General features: G+C 66.9%; 11 protein-coding genes. 5 read left to right on the top strand and 6 right to left on the bottom strand.

Features of this window, described 5'->3' with window-relative positions:
* Window positions 1-358: 358 nt before the first annotated feature.
* Complete coding sequence (locus AC0QTX_RS13085) at window positions 359-1375, bottom strand: zinc-binding alcohol dehydrogenase family protein (RefSeq protein ID WP_474604263.1); 1017 nt, start codon at window positions 1373-1375, stop codon at window positions 359-361.
* 206 nt (window positions 1376-1581) lie between these two features.
* Between AC0QTX_RS13085 and AC0QTX_RS13080 the strand changes: the two genes are divergently transcribed.
* The 3 genes from AC0QTX_RS13080 (at window position 1582) to AC0QTX_RS13070 (ending at window position 8539) form a co-directional block, all read left to right on the top strand.
* The gene (locus AC0QTX_RS13080) at window positions 1582-1932 is read left to right on the top strand and encodes a winged helix-turn-helix transcriptional regulator (protein WP_474604262.1); all 351 of its coding nucleotides are present in this window, start codon (window positions 1582-1584) and stop codon (window positions 1930-1932) included.
* A 117-nt stretch (window positions 1933-2049) separates the two neighbouring features.
* Window positions 2050-6873: an NAD-glutamate dehydrogenase gene (locus AC0QTX_RS13075; RefSeq protein ID WP_474604261.1), complete on the top strand. Its 4824-nt coding sequence runs from the start codon at window positions 2050-2052 to the stop codon at window positions 6871-6873.
* A gap of 286 nt (window positions 6874-7159) precedes the next feature.
* Entirely contained in the window at window positions 7160-8539 is a 1380-nt protein-coding gene (locus AC0QTX_RS13070; protein ID WP_474604260.1) for an MFS transporter, read from the top strand.
* A 157-nt stretch (window positions 8540-8696) separates the two neighbouring features.
* On the opposite strand, the gene AC0QTX_RS13065 is transcribed toward AC0QTX_RS13070, so the two are convergent.
* Together AC0QTX_RS13065 and purH are read right to left on the bottom strand one after the other, a co-directional pair.
* Window positions 8697-9017 carry a heavy metal-binding domain-containing protein gene (locus tag AC0QTX_RS13065; RefSeq protein WP_036346496.1) on the bottom strand — a complete coding sequence of 107 codons (321 nt, stop codon included), beginning with the start codon at window positions 9015-9017 and terminating at the stop codon, window positions 8697-8699.
* A gap of 196 nt (window positions 9018-9213) precedes the next feature.
* A complete protein-coding gene (gene purH, locus AC0QTX_RS13060) occupies window positions 9214-10806 on the bottom strand; it encodes a bifunctional phosphoribosylaminoimidazolecarboxamide formyltransferase/IMP cyclohydrolase (protein ID WP_474604259.1) in 1593 nt (530 codons plus the stop codon).
* Between the two features lie 231 nt (window positions 10807-11037).
* Between purH and AC0QTX_RS13055 the strand changes: the two genes are divergently transcribed.
* Window positions 11038-11487: a cupin domain-containing protein gene (locus tag AC0QTX_RS13055; protein WP_474604258.1), complete on the top strand. Its 450-nt coding sequence runs from the start codon at window positions 11038-11040 to the stop codon at window positions 11485-11487.
* Window positions 11488-11496: 9 nt separating this feature from the next.
* On the opposite strand, the gene AC0QTX_RS13050 is transcribed toward AC0QTX_RS13055, so the two are convergent.
* From AC0QTX_RS13050 to htpX, 3 genes are all read right to left on the bottom strand, one after another.
* Window positions 11497-13251, bottom strand: coding sequence for a heparinase II/III family protein (locus AC0QTX_RS13050; protein ID WP_474604257.1), 1755 nt, complete (start codon window positions 13249-13251; stop codon window positions 11497-11499).
* 96 nt (window positions 13252-13347) lie between these two features.
* Window positions 13348-14661 carry a 16S rRNA (cytosine(967)-C(5))-methyltransferase RsmB gene (rsmB, locus tag AC0QTX_RS13045; protein ID WP_474604256.1) on the bottom strand — a complete coding sequence of 438 codons (1314 nt, stop codon included), beginning with the start codon at window positions 14659-14661 and terminating at the stop codon, window positions 13348-13350.
* Between the two features lie 3 nt (window positions 14662-14664).
* Entirely contained in the window at window positions 14665-15600 is a 936-nt protein-coding gene (gene htpX, locus AC0QTX_RS13040) for a zinc metalloprotease HtpX (RefSeq protein WP_474604255.1), read from the bottom strand.
* A gap of 103 nt (window positions 15601-15703) precedes the next feature.
* On the opposite strand from htpX, the gene AC0QTX_RS13035 reads away from it, so the two are divergent.
* Window positions 15704-15928 (top strand): DUF1674 domain-containing protein, encoded by a 225-nt coding sequence (locus tag AC0QTX_RS13035; protein WP_474604254.1) that lies wholly within the window; start codon window positions 15704-15706, stop codon window positions 15926-15928.
* Window positions 15929-15975: the final 47 nt, after the last annotated feature.

Below are 15975 nucleotides of genomic sequence, written 5' to 3'. Positions count from 1 at the left end.
CGCCGAATTGGAGCCTCACTGAGCCCCGTAAATACTCAAGTTGCCTCGACGGCCCGGCTCATCGAACGGCTTGGATACGTCAGCCCCCCAGCCCTCCGGGTCGTTAGGAGAGCCGGGCCACGTCGAGACACAAGGCTGCCTCACGAGGCAGCCTTTTCTTTTTGTCGCTGACGAGTGACGCAAGAGTTCATCCTCCCTCTCTGCCACAGCCGTCCACACATCAGGGAATACGGCCCTCATCCTGAGGAGCAGCCGTGAGACGGTCGCTTAAGCGACCTCCTCAGGATGAGGTGAGAGCGTCTTGAAGCGGGATCACCGGCACAAGGCCGGTGATGACGGCAAGAGGATCGGAATATCCTCAGAACCCCGACAACACGATCTTGCCGCGCGTGCGGCCGCTCTCGATGAGCGCGTGCGCCTGCTTGAGATTCGACGCATTGATCGGGCCGATCACATCGGACAGCGTCGTCCTGATCGTCCCCGCATCGACCAGGCGCGAAGCCTCGTTCAGGATCTCGTGCTGCCGCTCCATGTCGGCGGTCTGGAAGGTCGAGCGGGTGAACATGGATTCCCAGTGAATCGACACGCTCTTGCCCTTCAGCAGGCTGATGTCGAGGGGCGCCTTCGGGTCGTCGATGAGCGCGAAGCGTCCCTGAGGCGCGATCGTCTTGGCGATCTCCGGAAAATGCGTGTCCGTATGGGTGATCGAAAAAACAAACGCCGGTGCGCCGATGCCGAGAGCTTCCACCTGCGCGGCGATCGGCTGGCTGTGATCGATTACGTGATGGGCTCCGAGCTCCCCGACCCAGGCCTGCGTTTCAGGACGAGACGCGGTGGCGATCACGGCGAGATCCGTGAGATGGCGGGCAAGCTGGATGGCGATGGAGCCCACGCCGCCTGCACCGCCCACGATCAGGATCGCGTTGGCCGCCCCCTTGACCGGACGCTTCACCTCCAGCCGGTCGAACAGGGTCTCCCAGGCAGTGAGCGTCGTCAGCGGCAGGGCGGCTGCCTCCTCGAAGCCCAGGGATGTGGGCTTTGCACCCACGAGCCGCTCGTCAACGATGTGGAATTCCGCATTGGTGCCGGGCCGGGTGATGGCACCGGCATAGAACACCTCGTCCCCCTCCTTGAAGAGCGAGACCTCCGCGCCCACTCCGCGCACTATGCCGGCGGCGTCATAGCCCAGCACCTTCACGCCGCCCGCCTCCGGTTGGGCCCGCATGCGGACCTTGGTGTCGACCGGGTTCAGGGACACCGCCTTGATCTCCACGAGAAGGTCCCGCGGGCCAGGCTCGGGGCGGGGCAGGTCGACGTCGATGAGGGAGGAATCCTGGTCGATGGGAAGAGATTGCTGATAGCCGACGGCTCGCATGGCTTGTCTCCTGTTCGCGCATCGTGCGGAAAAGTGTACCCGGTTTTCCGGTCCACACGATGCGCATTTCCAAAAGTTGAGCATCGGATGGATCCCAAAAGTGCATTCCACTTTTGGGTCCGATGCTGTAGAGCCATAGTTGAGCATAGGGTTTGAGATCGCAAGAACGCACATAAACAGCCCATAGTGTCAAAAAGGATACCGTGATGCCGAGGGTGTCTAGGAAGGTTCCGGGGGTCCAGGGATGCGCCGTCGAACGCACGCTCAGCCTCATCGACGGCAGATGGAAGATCATCGTTCTCTACAAGCTCCTGCGCGGGACCCTGCGCTTCAACGAGCTGCGCCGGCTCATCCCCAACGTCACGCAGCGCATGCTCACCCATCAGCTGCGCGAACTGGAGGCCGACGGGCTCATCGTCCGCACGGTCTATGCCCAGGTGCCGCCCCGAGTCGAATACTCCCTGTCGATCCGCGGGCGGAGCCTCGAGCCGGTGCTCATGGCCATGAAGGAATGGGGCGATACGAATCTTTCGTCTCAGGAGGCCCAGGCAGCATGAAGTGTTCGTGCGCAGCAAGAACTTAACTCTACGCAGCGCGCTCCTGCAGGCTGTCCTTGCGAAGCCTGCCGCTCTGTGGCAACGCTCCCGCAACAACGACAATCAGAGGATGCGCGCATGAAGCTGGATACACCGACCAGCGGAAGCGAGTTGACGGCGGAAGCCGTCGCCGTGCTGGAAGCCGGACACAAGGCCACCCCTCCCACCTTCGTGCGCGACTTGTACGGGCGGGTGCCGTCCGAGGATCTCGCCTTCTACTCGCCTCAATCCCTGGCGGATCTCGCAGCGGAAGCCTTCGAGCATCTCAAGGCCTCCCGCACCATGGAGGGCGCGGATGTCCGCCTCCTCGACGTGGAGGTCGAGCGCGACGGCCGGCGGCAGGATGTGACGGTGCTCGAGATCGTCAACGACAACATGCCCTTCCTGCTCGATTCGACCCTGGCCGAGATCGTCGACCAGGGCTACGACCCGCTTCTCGTGGCCCATCCGATCCTGGCCGTGGAGCGGGATTCCGGCGGCGCTCTCGTGCGCCTCGTGGGCGAGGCCACGGCGGCCCTGCGGCTCGGGGTGAAGCGCGAAAGCTTCATCCATATCCATCTGCCCCGCATCGACGATTCCGACACCCGCTCAGGGCTCATCGAGGCCATGCGGCGGGTCCACGGCGACGTGTCGCTGGCGGTGCACGACTGGCCGGGCATGCGCGCGCGCGTCACCGAGATCGTGCACAACTACCGCCTCAACCCTCCGCCGCTGCCGGACGACGAGGTGAAAGAGGCGATTGCCTTCCTCGACTGGATCGCACGGGACAATTTCACCTTCCTGGGTCTTCGCGAATACCGCCTGCCGTCCGGCGACACCGCGGCCGATCCGGTGGAAGGCTCGGGCCTTGGCCTCCTGCGGGATCCAAGCGTGCGCGTGCTGCGCCGCGGCCGCGATCTGGTTTCCATGTCGCCGGAAATCCGCGCCTTCCTGGCGCGTCCGCAGGCGCTCATCATCACCAAGGCGAACGTGAAGTCCCGCGTCCACCGCCGGGCGCATCTCGACTATATCGGCGTGAAGCTCTTCGACGGGAACGGCCATCTGCAGGGGGAACTCCGCATCGTCGGCCTGTTCACCGCGAGCGCCTACACCAACACCACCGGCGAGGTGCCGTATCTGCGCCACAAGGTGGCGAAGGTCACGTCCCGCGCGGGCTTCGATCCGTCGAGCTATGCCGGTCGCGCGCTTCTCAACGTGCTCGAGAACTATCCGCGCGACGAGCTGTTCCAGATCGACGAGGACACGCTCTACCACTTCGCCATCGACATCATGAACCTGTCGGAGCGCCCGCGGGTGCGGGTGCTGTCGCGGGCCGACGAGTTCGACCGCTTCGTGTCGGTTCTCGTCTTCGTGCCCAAGGACCGCTACGACACGCAGGCCCGCTTGCGCATCGGCCAGTTCCTCGCCGGCATCTACGAGGGGCGCGTCTCAGCCTCTTATCCGTCCTACCCGGAAGGCCCGCTCGCGCGCACCCATTACATCATCGGCCGCGACGAGGGGCAGACCCCGCAGGTCGCCCGCGAGACCCTTGAGAAGGGCATCTCCGCCATCGTGCGCACCTGGAGCGATGCCCTGCGCGATGCGCTCGACGCCAGCGTCGGCGGCGCACGGGCGCGGGCGCTCGCAACCCGCTACGGCGAGGCCTTCAGCGCCGCCTATCGGGAGGCCTTCGGGGCCGAGCAGGTGATCCAGGACATCAGCCTGCTGGAGCAGCTCTCGGAGGCGCGCCCCCGCGCGGTGGATCTCTACCGCCGCGAGGGCGACGGCGAGACCCGCGTGAACCTGAAGGTGTTCTCGCTCAACCAGTCGATGCCCCTGTCGGATCGGGTGCCGCTGTTGGAAAATCTCGGCTTCCGCGTGGTGAACGAGCGAACCTATCGCGTGGCGTTTATGGGCTCCGACCGGGTGTGGCTCCACGACATGACCCTGGAGCGCGCCGCGGGCGGCACGATCCGGATCGACGAGATCCAGGCACTGATCGAGGCGGCGCTGCTCGCCCTCTTCCGCGGCCTTGCGGAATCGGACGGCTACAACCGCCTCGTGCTCGAGGCCGGCCTCGGCTGGCGCGACGTGGCCATGATCCGGGCCTTCGGCCGCTACCTGCGCCAGATCCAGGTCACCTACTCGCAGGACTACATCGCCGGAACGCTGGCGCGCCACGGCGCGATCGCGGGTGATCTCGTGAAGCTGTTCTATGCCCGCTTCGACCCCCGCCACGAGCAGGGCCGCGCGGGCGCCGAGGCTGTGATCCGCGAGCGGATCGAGGAGCAGCTGAAAGGGGTCACGAGCCTCGACGACGACCGGATCCTGCGCCGCTTCATCAACCTGATCGCCGCCGCGACCCGCACCAACTTCTTCCAGCTCGAGGACAACGGCCTGCCGCGCCAGACCATCGCGTTCAAGTTCGAATGCGCCAAGGTGGAGGGTCTGCCGCTGCCCCGGCCTCTCTACGAGATCTTCGTCTATTCTCCGCGGGTGGAAGGCGTGCACCTGCGCTTCGGCAAGGTGGCGCGCGGGGGACTTCGCTGGTCCGACCGGCCGCAGGATTTCCGCACCGAGGTGCTGGGCCTCGTCAAGGCGCAGCAGGTCAAGAACGCCGTCATCGTGCCGGTGGGCGCCAAGGGCGGCTTCGTGCCCAAGCTCCTGCCGCCGGCAAGCGACCGGCAGGCCTGGCTCGCGGAGGGCACCGAGAGCTACCGCATCTTCGTGCGCACCATGCTGCAGCTCACCGACAACATCGTGGGCGACAGCATCGTCCCCCCTGTGGATACGGTGCGCCACGACGGCGACGATCCCTACCTCGTAGTCGCGGCCGACAAGGGCACGGCCACCTTCTCCGACACGGCGAACGCGCTCTCCATCGAGAAGGGCCACTGGCTCGGCGACGCCTTCGCGTCCGGCGGCAGCCAGGGCTACGACCACAAGAAGATGGGCATCACCGCCCGCGGCGCCTGGGAGGCGGTGAAGCGCCACTTCCGCGAGATCGACATCGACATCCAGAGCACGCCGGTGACGGTGGCGGGCGTGGGCGACATGTCGGGCGACGTGTTCGGCAACGGCATGCTGCTGTCGCGCGCCCTCAAGCTCGTGGCGGCCTTCGACCACCGCGACATCTTCCTCGATCCGAACCCGGATCCGGAGGCGACTTATCTGGAGCGCGAGCGCCTGTTCAACTTAGCCAGATCCAGCTGGCAGGATTACGACAAGGCGCTGATCTCGGCAGGCGGCGGCGTGTTCTCGCGCAGTGCGAAATCGATCCCGCTCTCGGCCGAGGTGCGCGCGCTCCTCGACCTCGACAAGCCGGAGGCCACGCCTGCGGAGGTGATGAACGCCATCCTGAAAGCCCGTGTCGACCTGCTCTGGTTCGGCGGCATCGGCACCTATGTGCGTGCATCAACCGAGACTGACGAGCAGGTGGGCGACCGCGCCAACGATGCGATCCGCATCACCGGACCGGACGTGCGCGCCAAGGTGATCGGCGAGGGCGCCAATCTGGGCATGACCCAGCGCGGGCGCATCGAGGCGGCCCAGAAGGGCGTGCGCCTCAACACGGATGCCATCGACAACTCGGCGGGCGTGAACACCTCCGACGTGGAGGTGAACATCAAGATCGCCCTGACCACGCCGGAGCGGGACGGGCGCCTCTCGGACGAGCAGCGCAACGTGCTGCTCGCGGACATGACCGAGGATGTCGCAGCCCTTGTCCTGCGCAACAACTACCTGCAGACCCTGGCGCTGTCGCTCTCCGAGCAGCGGGGGCTGGCCGATCTCGGCTTCGCCCGCCGGCTCATGCACATGCTGGAGGCGCAAGGCCGCCTCAACCGTGCGGTGGAATACCTGCCCGACGACTCGACGCTTGCCGAGCGCGCCCGCCGCGGCGAAGCGCTGACGCGGCCGGAGCTCGCGGTGCTGCTGGCTTACGCCAAGCTCTCCCTGCACGATGCGCTGCTGGAGAGCCCCGTGCCGGACGATCCGTATCTCGGCAAGGAGCTCGAGCGCTACTTCCCGGCCGAGATGCGCGAGCGCTTCCCCGATGCGATCGCAAGCCACCGTCTGCGGCGCGAGATCATCGCCACGCAGCTCGCCAACGCCATCATCAACCGCGGCGGCGCGACCATGGTGGCCCGCCTCGTGGATCAGACCGGCGCGGATGCGCCGACCATCGCGGCGGCCTATGCGGCGACCCGCGATTCCTTCAATCTCACCGAGATGAACCTCGCCATCGATGCCCTCGACGGCATCGTGCCGGGCCGGGTGCAGCTGCGCCTTTACGGCGAGTTGCAGGACCTGCTCATGAACCGGATCGTCTGGTTCATCCGCAACGTGGATTTCGCCAACCATTCCCTCGACCAGATCATCGGCACCTACCGGGCCGGGATCGCAGAAGTCGAGCAGAGCCTCGGCGATGCGCTCTCGCCCGAAGCCAAGACGGCGTGGGAGGCGCGCACGCGGGCGCTGGTGGACGAGGGCGTTCCCGAGGAGCTGGCCCGGCGCATCGCGTCGCTGCCCGATCTCGTGGCGGCGCCCGACATCGTGCAGACGGCGCAGAAGACGGACAAGCCGGTGGCCGAGATCGCCTGCACCCACTTTGCCCTGGAGGCTTCCTTCAGTCTGGGTGCGCTCATCGGCGCCGCGCAGGAGATCAGCGTCAGCGACTATTTCGATCGCCTGGCGCTGGATCGCGCCGTCGACAGCATCGCCTATGCCCATCGCGGTCTGACCGCCGAGGTGTCCTCCCAGGACATGTCCGGCGTCGAGGCGGTGCGCGCCTGGAGCGAGAAGCGCGGCGCGGACGTCAACCGCATCCGGAGCGCGGTCGACGGCATCGTCTCGTCGGGCCTGACCCTGTCGAAGATCACCGTTGCGGCAAGCCTCCTCGGCGACCTTGCGCGGACGACGTGAGCCTCCACGAGCCCTCCCCCTTGTCGGGGAGGGTACAGTATCGGTGCAGTGTCATCCCCGGCGCACGAAGTGCGGGAAGGGGATCCATGGTGCCGAGCGTGCGGGTGGATTCCCTTCTCCTGCGCTACGCTCCGGCCGGGAATGACACTGAACCTTTCCACGTCATAGCCGGGCTCGTCCCGGCCATCCCGATGCTGTGAAACGCGGCGCTTTTCGCATCGGGATCACCGGCACAAGGCCGGTGATGACAGGGGAATGGGAGCGCCAAGGTGGACAGCAAAATCCAGTGACACACACCAACACCCCCGCTCCCTCACAAAAGGCCTCGCGTCCGGCGATCCTGGGCTGGCTCCTGTTCGACTGGGCGTGCCAGCCCTTCTTCACCCTGGTCACCACCTTCGTGTTCGCGCCCTATTTCGCCTCGGCGCTGGCGCCCGATCCGGTGAGCGGACAGAGCCTCTGGGGCTATGCGACGGCGGCGGCCGGGCTCGTGCTCGCTTTTCTCTCGCCGCTGCTCGGCTCCATCGCCGATGCCACGGGGCCGAAGAAGCCATGGATCGCATCTTGCGGCCTCGTGCTGGTCATCGCGTCCCTCGCGCTGTGGTACGCCGCGCCTGGGCAGCCCTATGCCATTCCCATTGCATTAATCGCCTTCGCCTTCGGGACGGTCGCCGTGGAAGTGGCGGCGGTGTTCAACAACGCCATGATCCCGCACCTCGTGCCGCCGGAGCGCTACGGGCGCCTCTCGGGCACCGGTTGGGCGATGGGCTATTGCGGCGGGCTCGTGTCGCTGGTGATCGTGCTGGGCTTTCTCGCCGCGGATCCCACGTCCATGAAGACGGTCTTCGGCCTCGATCCGCTCTTCGGTCTCGACCCGGCCACGCGCGAGGGCGACCGCGTCACGGGGCCGTTCTCGGCCCTGTGGTTCCTCGTCTTCGTGCTGCCGCTCTTTCTCGTCACGCCCGACGTGCCCCGGTCGGGCGTGAGCCTTGGGCAAGCGGCGCACAAAGGTCTCGCGCAGGTGAAAAACACCATCGCGGATGCGCGGCGCCACCCGAGCGTCGGGCGCTTTCTGCTCGCCAACATGGTCTATCAGGATGCCCTGGTAGCGCTCTTCGCCTTCGGGGGCATCTACGGCGCCGGGGTGTTCGGCTGGCAGGCCATCGAGCTCGGATTGTTCGGCATCATGCTCAGCATCACCGGCACCATCGGGGCGCTGATCGGCGGGCGCCTCGACGACCGCATCGGGGCCAAGCCCGTCATCCTCGGGGCGATCGTCATCCTGGCGCTCGTCTGCGTCGGCATCTTGTCCCTCGGACGCGACTACATCTTCTTCGTGGTGCCGACCGCGCCGCCGACGCCCGATGACGGCCTCTACGGCTCCGCGCCCGAGAAGGTGTTCGTGCTGCTCGGCCTCGTCATCGGCTCCGTCGCCGGCCCGCTCCAGGCCTCGTCGCGCAGCCTGCTCGCGCGCCTGGTGCCGGCGCAGGAGGCAGGGCGCTATTTCGGCCTGCTGGCGCTCTCAGGCAAGGTTACGTCGTTCCTGGCGCCGCTCGCAGTCGCCGTTGCCACCGCGATCTTCCAGACGCAGGCAGCGGGACCCGCGGTGCTGATCCTGTTCCTGCTCGTGGGCTTTTGGCTGCTCGGCGGCGTGAGGCGGGTGTGACACCCTCCATTGTCATTCCGGGGCGGCCATAGGCCGAGCCCGGAATCCATAAACACGACGTCTCAAGATAGGTCGTACGGCGTCGCGCATCTTTCTGCATTGTCAGCGGCTATGGATTCCGGGCTCCGCTGCGCGGCCCCGGAATGACAGTGGTGAATCACTCCAGCGTCACCGCCGTGCCGCTGACCGACACCATCATCATGCCTTCGTTCTTGCCGAGCGCTCCGTAATCGAGATGGACGCCGACGATGGCGTGTGCGCCGAGACGCTGCGCCTCCTCGATCATCTCCTGCAGGGCGGTGTCGCGCCCGTCGCGCAGCACGCGCTCATAGGAACCCGCGCGCCCGCCCACCACATCGCGGATGGAGGCAAAGAAGTCGCGGAACACGTTGGCGCCGAGAATCGCCTCGCCCGAGACGATGCCGCGATAGGACGCGATGCGGCGGCCTTCGATGGTGGGCGTGGTGGTGATGATCATGGGGCTCTCCTTCTGCTCCGCTTCAAATGGTAAGGGGAAGGAGAAATGTCATCTCGGAAGGCGTCAGCCGAGCCGGGATCGCGTGCAGGATCAAGCGAATGTCTCCCTCCCCCTTGTGGGGAGGGATCCCGCGCCACTCTCGTCCAGCGATCCGGGTTCTGCTTTGCAGCCCCGGGATGACGTCTATATCCTAGATTCAATGCCGGAAATGCCGGTGTCCCGTGAACACCATGGCCAGCCCCGCCTCGTCGGCGGCCTTGATCACCTCGTCGTCCCGCATGGAGCCGCCGGGCTGGATCACCGCGGTGGCGCCGGCCTCCGCTGCGGCCAGCAGGCCGTCCGCGAAGGGGAAGAAGGCGTCGGATGCCACCACCGAGCCCCTGGCGAGGGTTTCCGGCAGGTTGGCAGCCTTTGCGGCTTCCGCCGCCTTCCAGGCGGCGATGCGGGAGGAATCGACGCGGCTCATCTGGCCGGCGCCGATGCCGACCGTGGCGAGGTCCCGGGCATAGACGATGGCGTTCGACTTCACGTGCTTGGCGACCCGGAAGGCGAAGCGCAGGTCGGCGAGCTCCCGCTCCGTTGGCGAACGCTTCGTCACCACCTTCAGGTCCATGGTGTCGACCACCGCGTTGTCCCGGTTCTGCGCCAGGAAACCGCCGGCGACCGTGCGCAGGGTCAGGCCCGGTGCGCGCGGATCGGGCAGGGAACCGGCGAGCAGCAGGCGCAGGTTCTTCTTGGCGGCCACGATGGCAATGGCGTCCTCGCTGGCATCGGGGGCGATGATCACCTCGGTGAAGATTTCGGTGATCGCCTTGGCGGCCTCCGCATCGAGCGTACGGTTCATGGCCACGATGCCGCCGAAAGCCGAGACAGGATCGCAGCGAAGCGCCTTCTCATAGGCCTCGCGGAGACTGGCGCCTTCCGCCACGCCGCACGGATTGGCGTGCTTGACGATCACGATGGCGGCGGAGCGCTCAGGGTTGAATTCCGCCACGGCCTCATAGGCCGCATCCGTGTCGTTGATGTTGTTGTAGGAGAGCTGCTTGCCCTGCACCTGACGGGCCGTGGCGACGCCGGGGCGGTTTTCCGACGTGCGGTAGAAGGCGGCGCTCTGGTGCGGGTTCTCGCCGTAGCGCATCACTTCCGCAATCGCGCCGCCGAGGGCCCGGAACGGCGGGGTGGCGTCACCAAGCTCGTTCGCGAACCAGTTGGAGATCGCCGCATCGTAGGCGGCCGTGCGGGAATAGGCCTTTTGCGCCAGCTTTCGGCGCAGGGTGAGCGTCACCGAGCCGTCGTACTGCGCCAGATCGTCGAGAACGGCCGCGTAATCGGCGCCGTCCACCACCACGGCCACGTCGCCGTGGTTCTTGGCCGCCGCGCGGATCATCGCCGGGCCGCCGATGTCGATGTTCTCGATGCAGTCGTCGTACGGCTTGCCCGCCGCCACCGTGGCCTCGAACGGGTAGAGGTTCACCACCAGCAGGTCGATGGCCTGGATGCCGTGCGCCAGCATCGCCGCCTGATGCTCCGGATTGGAGCGGATCGCCAGGAGGCCGCCATGAACGGCCGGGTGCAGCGTCTTCACGCGCCCGTCCATCATTTCGGGGAAACTCGTGAGCTCGCTCACGTCCTTCACGGGCAGGCCCGCCTCGCTGAGAGCCTTATGCGTGCCGTCGGTGGAGACCAGCTCGATGCCGCGCTCGACGAGCGCCCGGGCGAAGTCCACGAGACCTGTCTTGTCGGATACGGAAAGCAGAGCACGGGTGACGTGCTTCAGGTCGCTCGGCATGGCGGCCGCTCCATTGAAGGAAAAAGATGCGGGCGCGATAACACGGCAGGCGAGGGATGGAAACCGGCTGCGGAGGATGAAAACCTTATCAACGTTGAGTCCTCAAGGCATGAAGTGTGCCGGTGGCGTCACCCGAGTCAGGCTTTACCTCCTATGCCCATTTGCCCGCTGCGACGGGATCCAGCCATGCTGTCTCAGGAACCGGATGCACAGCGACCGCGGAGGATGGGCATGAACAATCTTGAGAAGGGCATCACGCGGGCCGGCGAAGGATACCAGGGCAAGTCCTGGAACATCCTGGGCCAGCGCTATTTCCCGAAGGCTTCCTGCGGGTCGACCTTTGCTTTTGAGACCAACAGCGATCCGGGGCAGCATGTGCCCGTTCATATCCATCCTCTCCAGGACGAGTTCATCCTGGTGCTCGAAGGCGAGCTCGATCTGAAGCTCGACGGCGTGTGGAGCAAGGCGAAGGCAGGCGACCTCGTGCGCATGCCAATGGGTGTCCCGCACGGCTATTTCAACAAGTCGGATGCACCGGCACGAGCGCTGTTCTGGGTTTCTCCCGCAGGCAAGCTGGAGTCCCTGTTCGATGCCTTGCACGATCTGAACGACATCCCGCGTGTGCTGCAGCTTTCCGCCGAGCACGATGTGGACTTCTTGCCGCCAGAGGCGAGCGATTAAGCCGGAGTCTCAGATCAGCTCCGCCTGCTCCTGCGGCTGGCTCGGGTCGAAGCTGCGGGCCAGGCGCTCGAAGCGCCAGCGGATCGTCGGGATCTCGCTCGGGCGAACCGTCAGCACGATCTGCTCCGTGCGGCGCAGGCCGTCGGCGGTGGCGAGGAACACGCTGTCCTCGATGTCCGCTTCGACAGGCGCCGCCGAGAACTGCCAGGCCTCCCGGTTCGGCAGAACCAGCATCACCACGCGGCCGCCTTGCGCGCGGCTCGCCTTGATGCCGGGCGCGAGATGGAAGCGGATGATGGCCTGGGCCGTGCCCGTATTGCCGCCCTCGCTCCAGAAATTATCCTCGCCTTCCAGCACGTTGCCCTTGGGCGCGAGCTGCCAGCGCCGCTCGTGGGTGATGCCGAAGCGCGCCTTGTAGCCGTCGTGGCTGGCGGAGAGCATCTGCACGTGCTCGCGCTCGCTGCGCTCCGCCGCCACCCGCTCCGGGCCGCTGAGGATGACCGGGCCGATCCGGCGCAGGAGCCAGGCCGACATCCGGCGCAGGAGCCAGTTCCCCTTCTTGTCGACGATCTGGCAGGAGGAGATGTCGTTGATGGAGGCGGTGGAATGGGCCGCAGTCGAGCGCGAGGCCTGGATGATCGGATCAGTAGCGATCTGCGGCATGCCGCAATTGACCACGATGCGCTGCGCGGCGCTCGAAAACTCGAAGGACAGGCAGCCCGCGCATGCTTCCTGGGACAGGGGCCGCGGCGGCGGCGCGCCCACATCGGCCACGAGCAGCGTGCGCCCGGCCTCCAGCCGCTCGTAGCCCGAAAGCGGCGCGTGATGGATCGGCTGGCTGCGCATGTCGTCATAGGTGAGCAGCGTCGCGAGATGATCGGCCGCCGTCACGCCCATGCCGTTGAAATGCGAGAGCGTGCCGTCCCCGTGCCGGAACAGGCGCACCATCGGCAGCATCCGGTCCACGGAGCGCAGGAGCGCCTCGGGGGTGTCGACCTCGCGGCTGGCGAACATCTGGCGCAGGGGCAGAAGATCGAACAGGAGTTCGACGACGATCCGCGGGTTGCGGCTTGCATGGCCCCCGTCGGCCAGGATCTGCCGGTCGAGCTCGCGGGTGAGCAGACGGCTGGCGCGGCGCAGGGTGCGGTCGAGCCCTTCGCAGCACAGGCCCGCATAGCAGAGCGCGATCCCGGCCATGAGCTGCTGGTAGGGCAGGGCGCCGGCGCGGATCTGCCGCTCGAGGGTCCGCACATGCTGACCGATGACCCGCAGGAAACGCTGGTAGAAGGCATGGTCGGCCCCTTCCAGGATCAGCGGCGACTGGCTGATGAACGACATGAGCCGGCGCGCCGTGATCTCCGTGCTGCAGGCGATCCGCTTGTCGCCGAGCTTGGAGGTGACGAATTCGTCCACCAGGGAGCGGGCATTGGCCTGGGCGAGCGCCGTGCCGGCGGCGCGCAGGTGGCGCAGCCAGCCGAAGCCGTAGAGCGCCTCGCCCCAGGCGCGGCTCGGTGGGTTGAACGCGAAGGGCGAGCGCCCGCCGGTGGTGATGGCGCGGCCGGAGAAGGCGAAGAAGCCGGAATAGATGTCGGTCGCGATGGTGGGATCGGCCGTTCGCAGGTCCTGGGGCGCGAAGAGCAGCCGCGTGGGCACGGGCGCGCTGGAGAGCCTGGACAGGCTCCAGGCCGTGCTCTCGCGCATGGCGCGGCCTGCCTCACGAAGGCTAAGCCTGTAAAGACGCCAGCGATCCGGCCCGAAATCCACCCGCGGCGCTCCTCTTGTTTGGCTTGAATCACGGCCAGATTAAGCGAGGAGTTCCTGCTGACCGGTTAACAGCCGGTAAGGGACGATTCACCATCCTCACGGAGCGTTGTGCATAAACCGTGCGACAAAGAACCCGTCGAGGCCGTTGCGGTCGTGCTCGGCGAGAACCTGCTGGCTCGGCAGGGTCCGAAGATCCCCCTCCGGGGTGATGCATTCCGCAAAACCGCCGATCTCGTCGGGGGTGACGGGCACGCGGGTGAACTCAGGGTGCCGGGCAAGGAAGGCTTCCGCCTGACGCTCGCCTTCCTCGGCTTCCAGGGAACAGGTGCAGTAGACCAGCCGCCCGCCGGGTTTAAGCAGGCCCGCAGCCTTGTCGAGGAGGCGGCCCTGGAGGCCTGCCAGCTTGCGGATGTCCTCCTCAGACTTGGTCCAGGCCACGTCCGGGTGGCGGCGGATGGTGCCGGTGGCCGAGCAGGGGGCATCGAGCAGGATGGCGTCGAAGGGCCCGGCTTCGAGCTTTTCCGCATCGATGGCACGGGTCTCGGCCTTCAGGTTCAGGCGGGCGAGGTTTTCGTCGAGGCGCTGCAGACGCTTGGCCGAACGGTCGACGGCCAGCACTTCCGCGCCCGCGGCGGCAATCTGGGCGGTCTTGCCCCCGGGGGCGGCGCAGAGATCCGCGATGCGCTCGCCGGGCCGAGGGTTGAGCAGGCGGGCCGGCAGGGCGGCGGCGGCGTCCTGCACCCACCATTCGCCCTTCTCGAAGCCGGGAAGCTCGCGGATGGCAGTGCGCTCTTTGAGCCGGACGCTGCCGGTGGGCAGGAGAACGCCTCCGAGGCGCTCCGCCCACGCCGCCGGATCGCTCTTCACCGTCAGGTCGACGGAAGCCATGGAGCGGTGCGCCTCGGCGATCTTTTGGGCCAGCGCCTCGCCGTATTGCGCGATCCAGCGTTCCTCCAGCCAGGTGGGCGTGTCGAGCCAGGGATCGTTCTCGGCCAGGATCGCCTCACGCTCGCGGGCGACCCGGCGCAGGACGGCGTTGATGAAGCCGCCCGCGTGGTGGAGCTTGGGATCGCTCTGCGCCAGCTGCACGGCGCTGTCGACGACAGCGTGGTCCGGCACGTCGAGAAACAGGATCTGCGCCGCCCCGGTGGCGAGCAGATGCATCAGGCGCTCGTCCTTCGGCGGCTTGTTGAGGCGTTCGTTCAAGGCACGCCCCAGGGTGCCGAGGCGCCGGAAGGTCACGATGGCGATGGCCCGCGCCAGCGCCTCGTCGCGGGACGACAGGTTTTCCGCGCGGGCGAGCTCCTCCATCACGTCGTCGAGCGGCACGCGCCGCTTCATGGTCTCCGCTACCGCCATCCAGGCGAGGCGGCGGGGCCCGAGGCCCGATTGTTCGTCCGACTGACTCAAAATTTATCCCCAGGGCCCGCGGCGGGTGCCGGTCGAGCCTTCCATCGAGCCCCAGGGGCCCGCTGATTTCTGCGTGAAGAAGCCGCTTTGCGGCGTGGTGCCCATCTCCTGCGCCAAAGCGTGGAGCGCCGCAATCCGGTTTTCGGTCGCGGGATGGGTGGAGAACAGGTTGTCCACGCCCTGGCCCGAGAGCGGGTTGATGATGAACAGCGAGGCGGTGGCCGGGCGACGCTCCGCATCCGGGTTCGGAATATGCGCCACGCCGCCGGCGATGCGGGCGAGGGCGGAGGCGAGCGCCATCGGTTGGCCGGAGATCTCGGCGCCCATCCGGTCGGCGTCGTATTCCCGCGAGCGGCTGATCGCCATCTGGATGATCATGGCGGCAATGGGCGCCAGAAGTGCGGTGGCCAGCATCACGATAGGGTTCGGCCGCTCGTCGCCGCGGCCGCCGAACAGAAAGCCGAACTGGGCCAGCGTCGCGATGGCGCCGGCGACCGTCGCGCTGACCGTCATGATCAGGGTGTCGCGGTTTTTGATATGCGCAAGCTCGTGCGCCATCACGCCGGCGATCTCGTCGCGGGAGAGCCTATGCAGCAGGCCCGTGGTGGCGGCGACAGCGGCGTTCTCCGGGTTGCGCCCGGTGGCGAAGGCATTGGGCTGCGGGTTGTCGATGAGATAGACCCGTGGCATGGGCAGGCCCGCGCGCCGGCTGAGATCGCGGACCATATGCACGAGCTCGGGGGCCGTATGCTCGTCCACCTCGACCGCATGGTGGGCGGCGAGCGCCAGCCGGTCCGAGTTCCAATAGGCGAAGAGGTTGGTGGCCAGGCCCAGACCCAACGCGATCATCATGCCGGTGCCGCCGCCCAGGAAATAGCCGACGGTTCCGAACAGGGCCATCAGGCCCGCCAGCAGCATTCCGGTCTTGACGGTGTTCATCGGGGTCTCCACCTCGTGGTCAGCACGAATTCATCCTCCGACCCCTATGTGGGCACGGTCCAGCTCTCTCCCAAGAGGGGTTCGGATCCGGCAAAGGCACCTCATGAGCACGAACGACAATCCTGATCGTCCCATCGCGGGCGCAGCCCCCGGCAAGACCCTCACCCCCGAGGCCCAGCGGGCCCTGGAGGAAGCCGCCAAGCGCCGCCTCGACATCGACGCCCGGGCGGCCGAGATCGCCAAGCAGAAGGAACTCCAAGGCCGCGGCGGCCTGGAGCCGGTCCGCTACGAGGACTGGGAGGTGAAGGGGCTGGCGAGCGATTTCTGAAAAATTCCTCGGGCCTCATGTCACATCATGCCGTCTTGTCTCGTCTT

The organism is Microvirga sp. jy35 (assembly GCF_056148915.1).
Note: the sequence above shows the minus strand (reverse complement) of the source record. Positions and strands in the feature narration are given on the sequence as shown.

What these genes read in the sequence shown, in the direction of transcription:
- purH (WP_474604259.1), bottom strand. Translation starts at nt 10,806, where the DNA reads ATGCCGAGCGACCTGAAGCACGTCACCCGTGCTCTGCTTTCCGTATCC.
- AC0QTX_RS13035 (WP_474604254.1), top strand. Translation starts at nt 15,704, where the DNA reads ATGAGCACGAACGACAATCCTGATCGTCCCATCGCGGGCGCAGCCCCC.
- AC0QTX_RS13080 (WP_474604262.1), top strand. Translation starts at nt 1,582, where the DNA reads ATGCCGAGGGTGTCTAGGAAGGTTCCGGGGGTCCAGGGATGCGCCGTC.
- htpX (WP_474604255.1), bottom strand. Translation starts at nt 15,600, where the DNA reads ATGAACACCGTCAAGACCGGAATGCTGCTGGCGGGCCTGATGGCCCTG.
- AC0QTX_RS13055 (WP_474604258.1), top strand. Translation starts at nt 11,038, where the DNA reads ATGAACAATCTTGAGAAGGGCATCACGCGGGCCGGCGAAGGATACCAG.
- AC0QTX_RS13085 (WP_474604263.1), bottom strand. Translation starts at nt 1,375, where the DNA reads ATGCGAGCCGTCGGCTATCAGCAATCTCTTCCCATCGACCAGGATTCC.
- AC0QTX_RS13065 (WP_036346496.1), bottom strand. Translation starts at nt 9,017, where the DNA reads ATGATCATCACCACCACGCCCACCATCGAAGGCCGCCGCATCGCGTCC.
- AC0QTX_RS13075 (WP_474604261.1), top strand. Translation starts at nt 2,050, where the DNA reads ATGAAGCTGGATACACCGACCAGCGGAAGCGAGTTGACGGCGGAAGCC.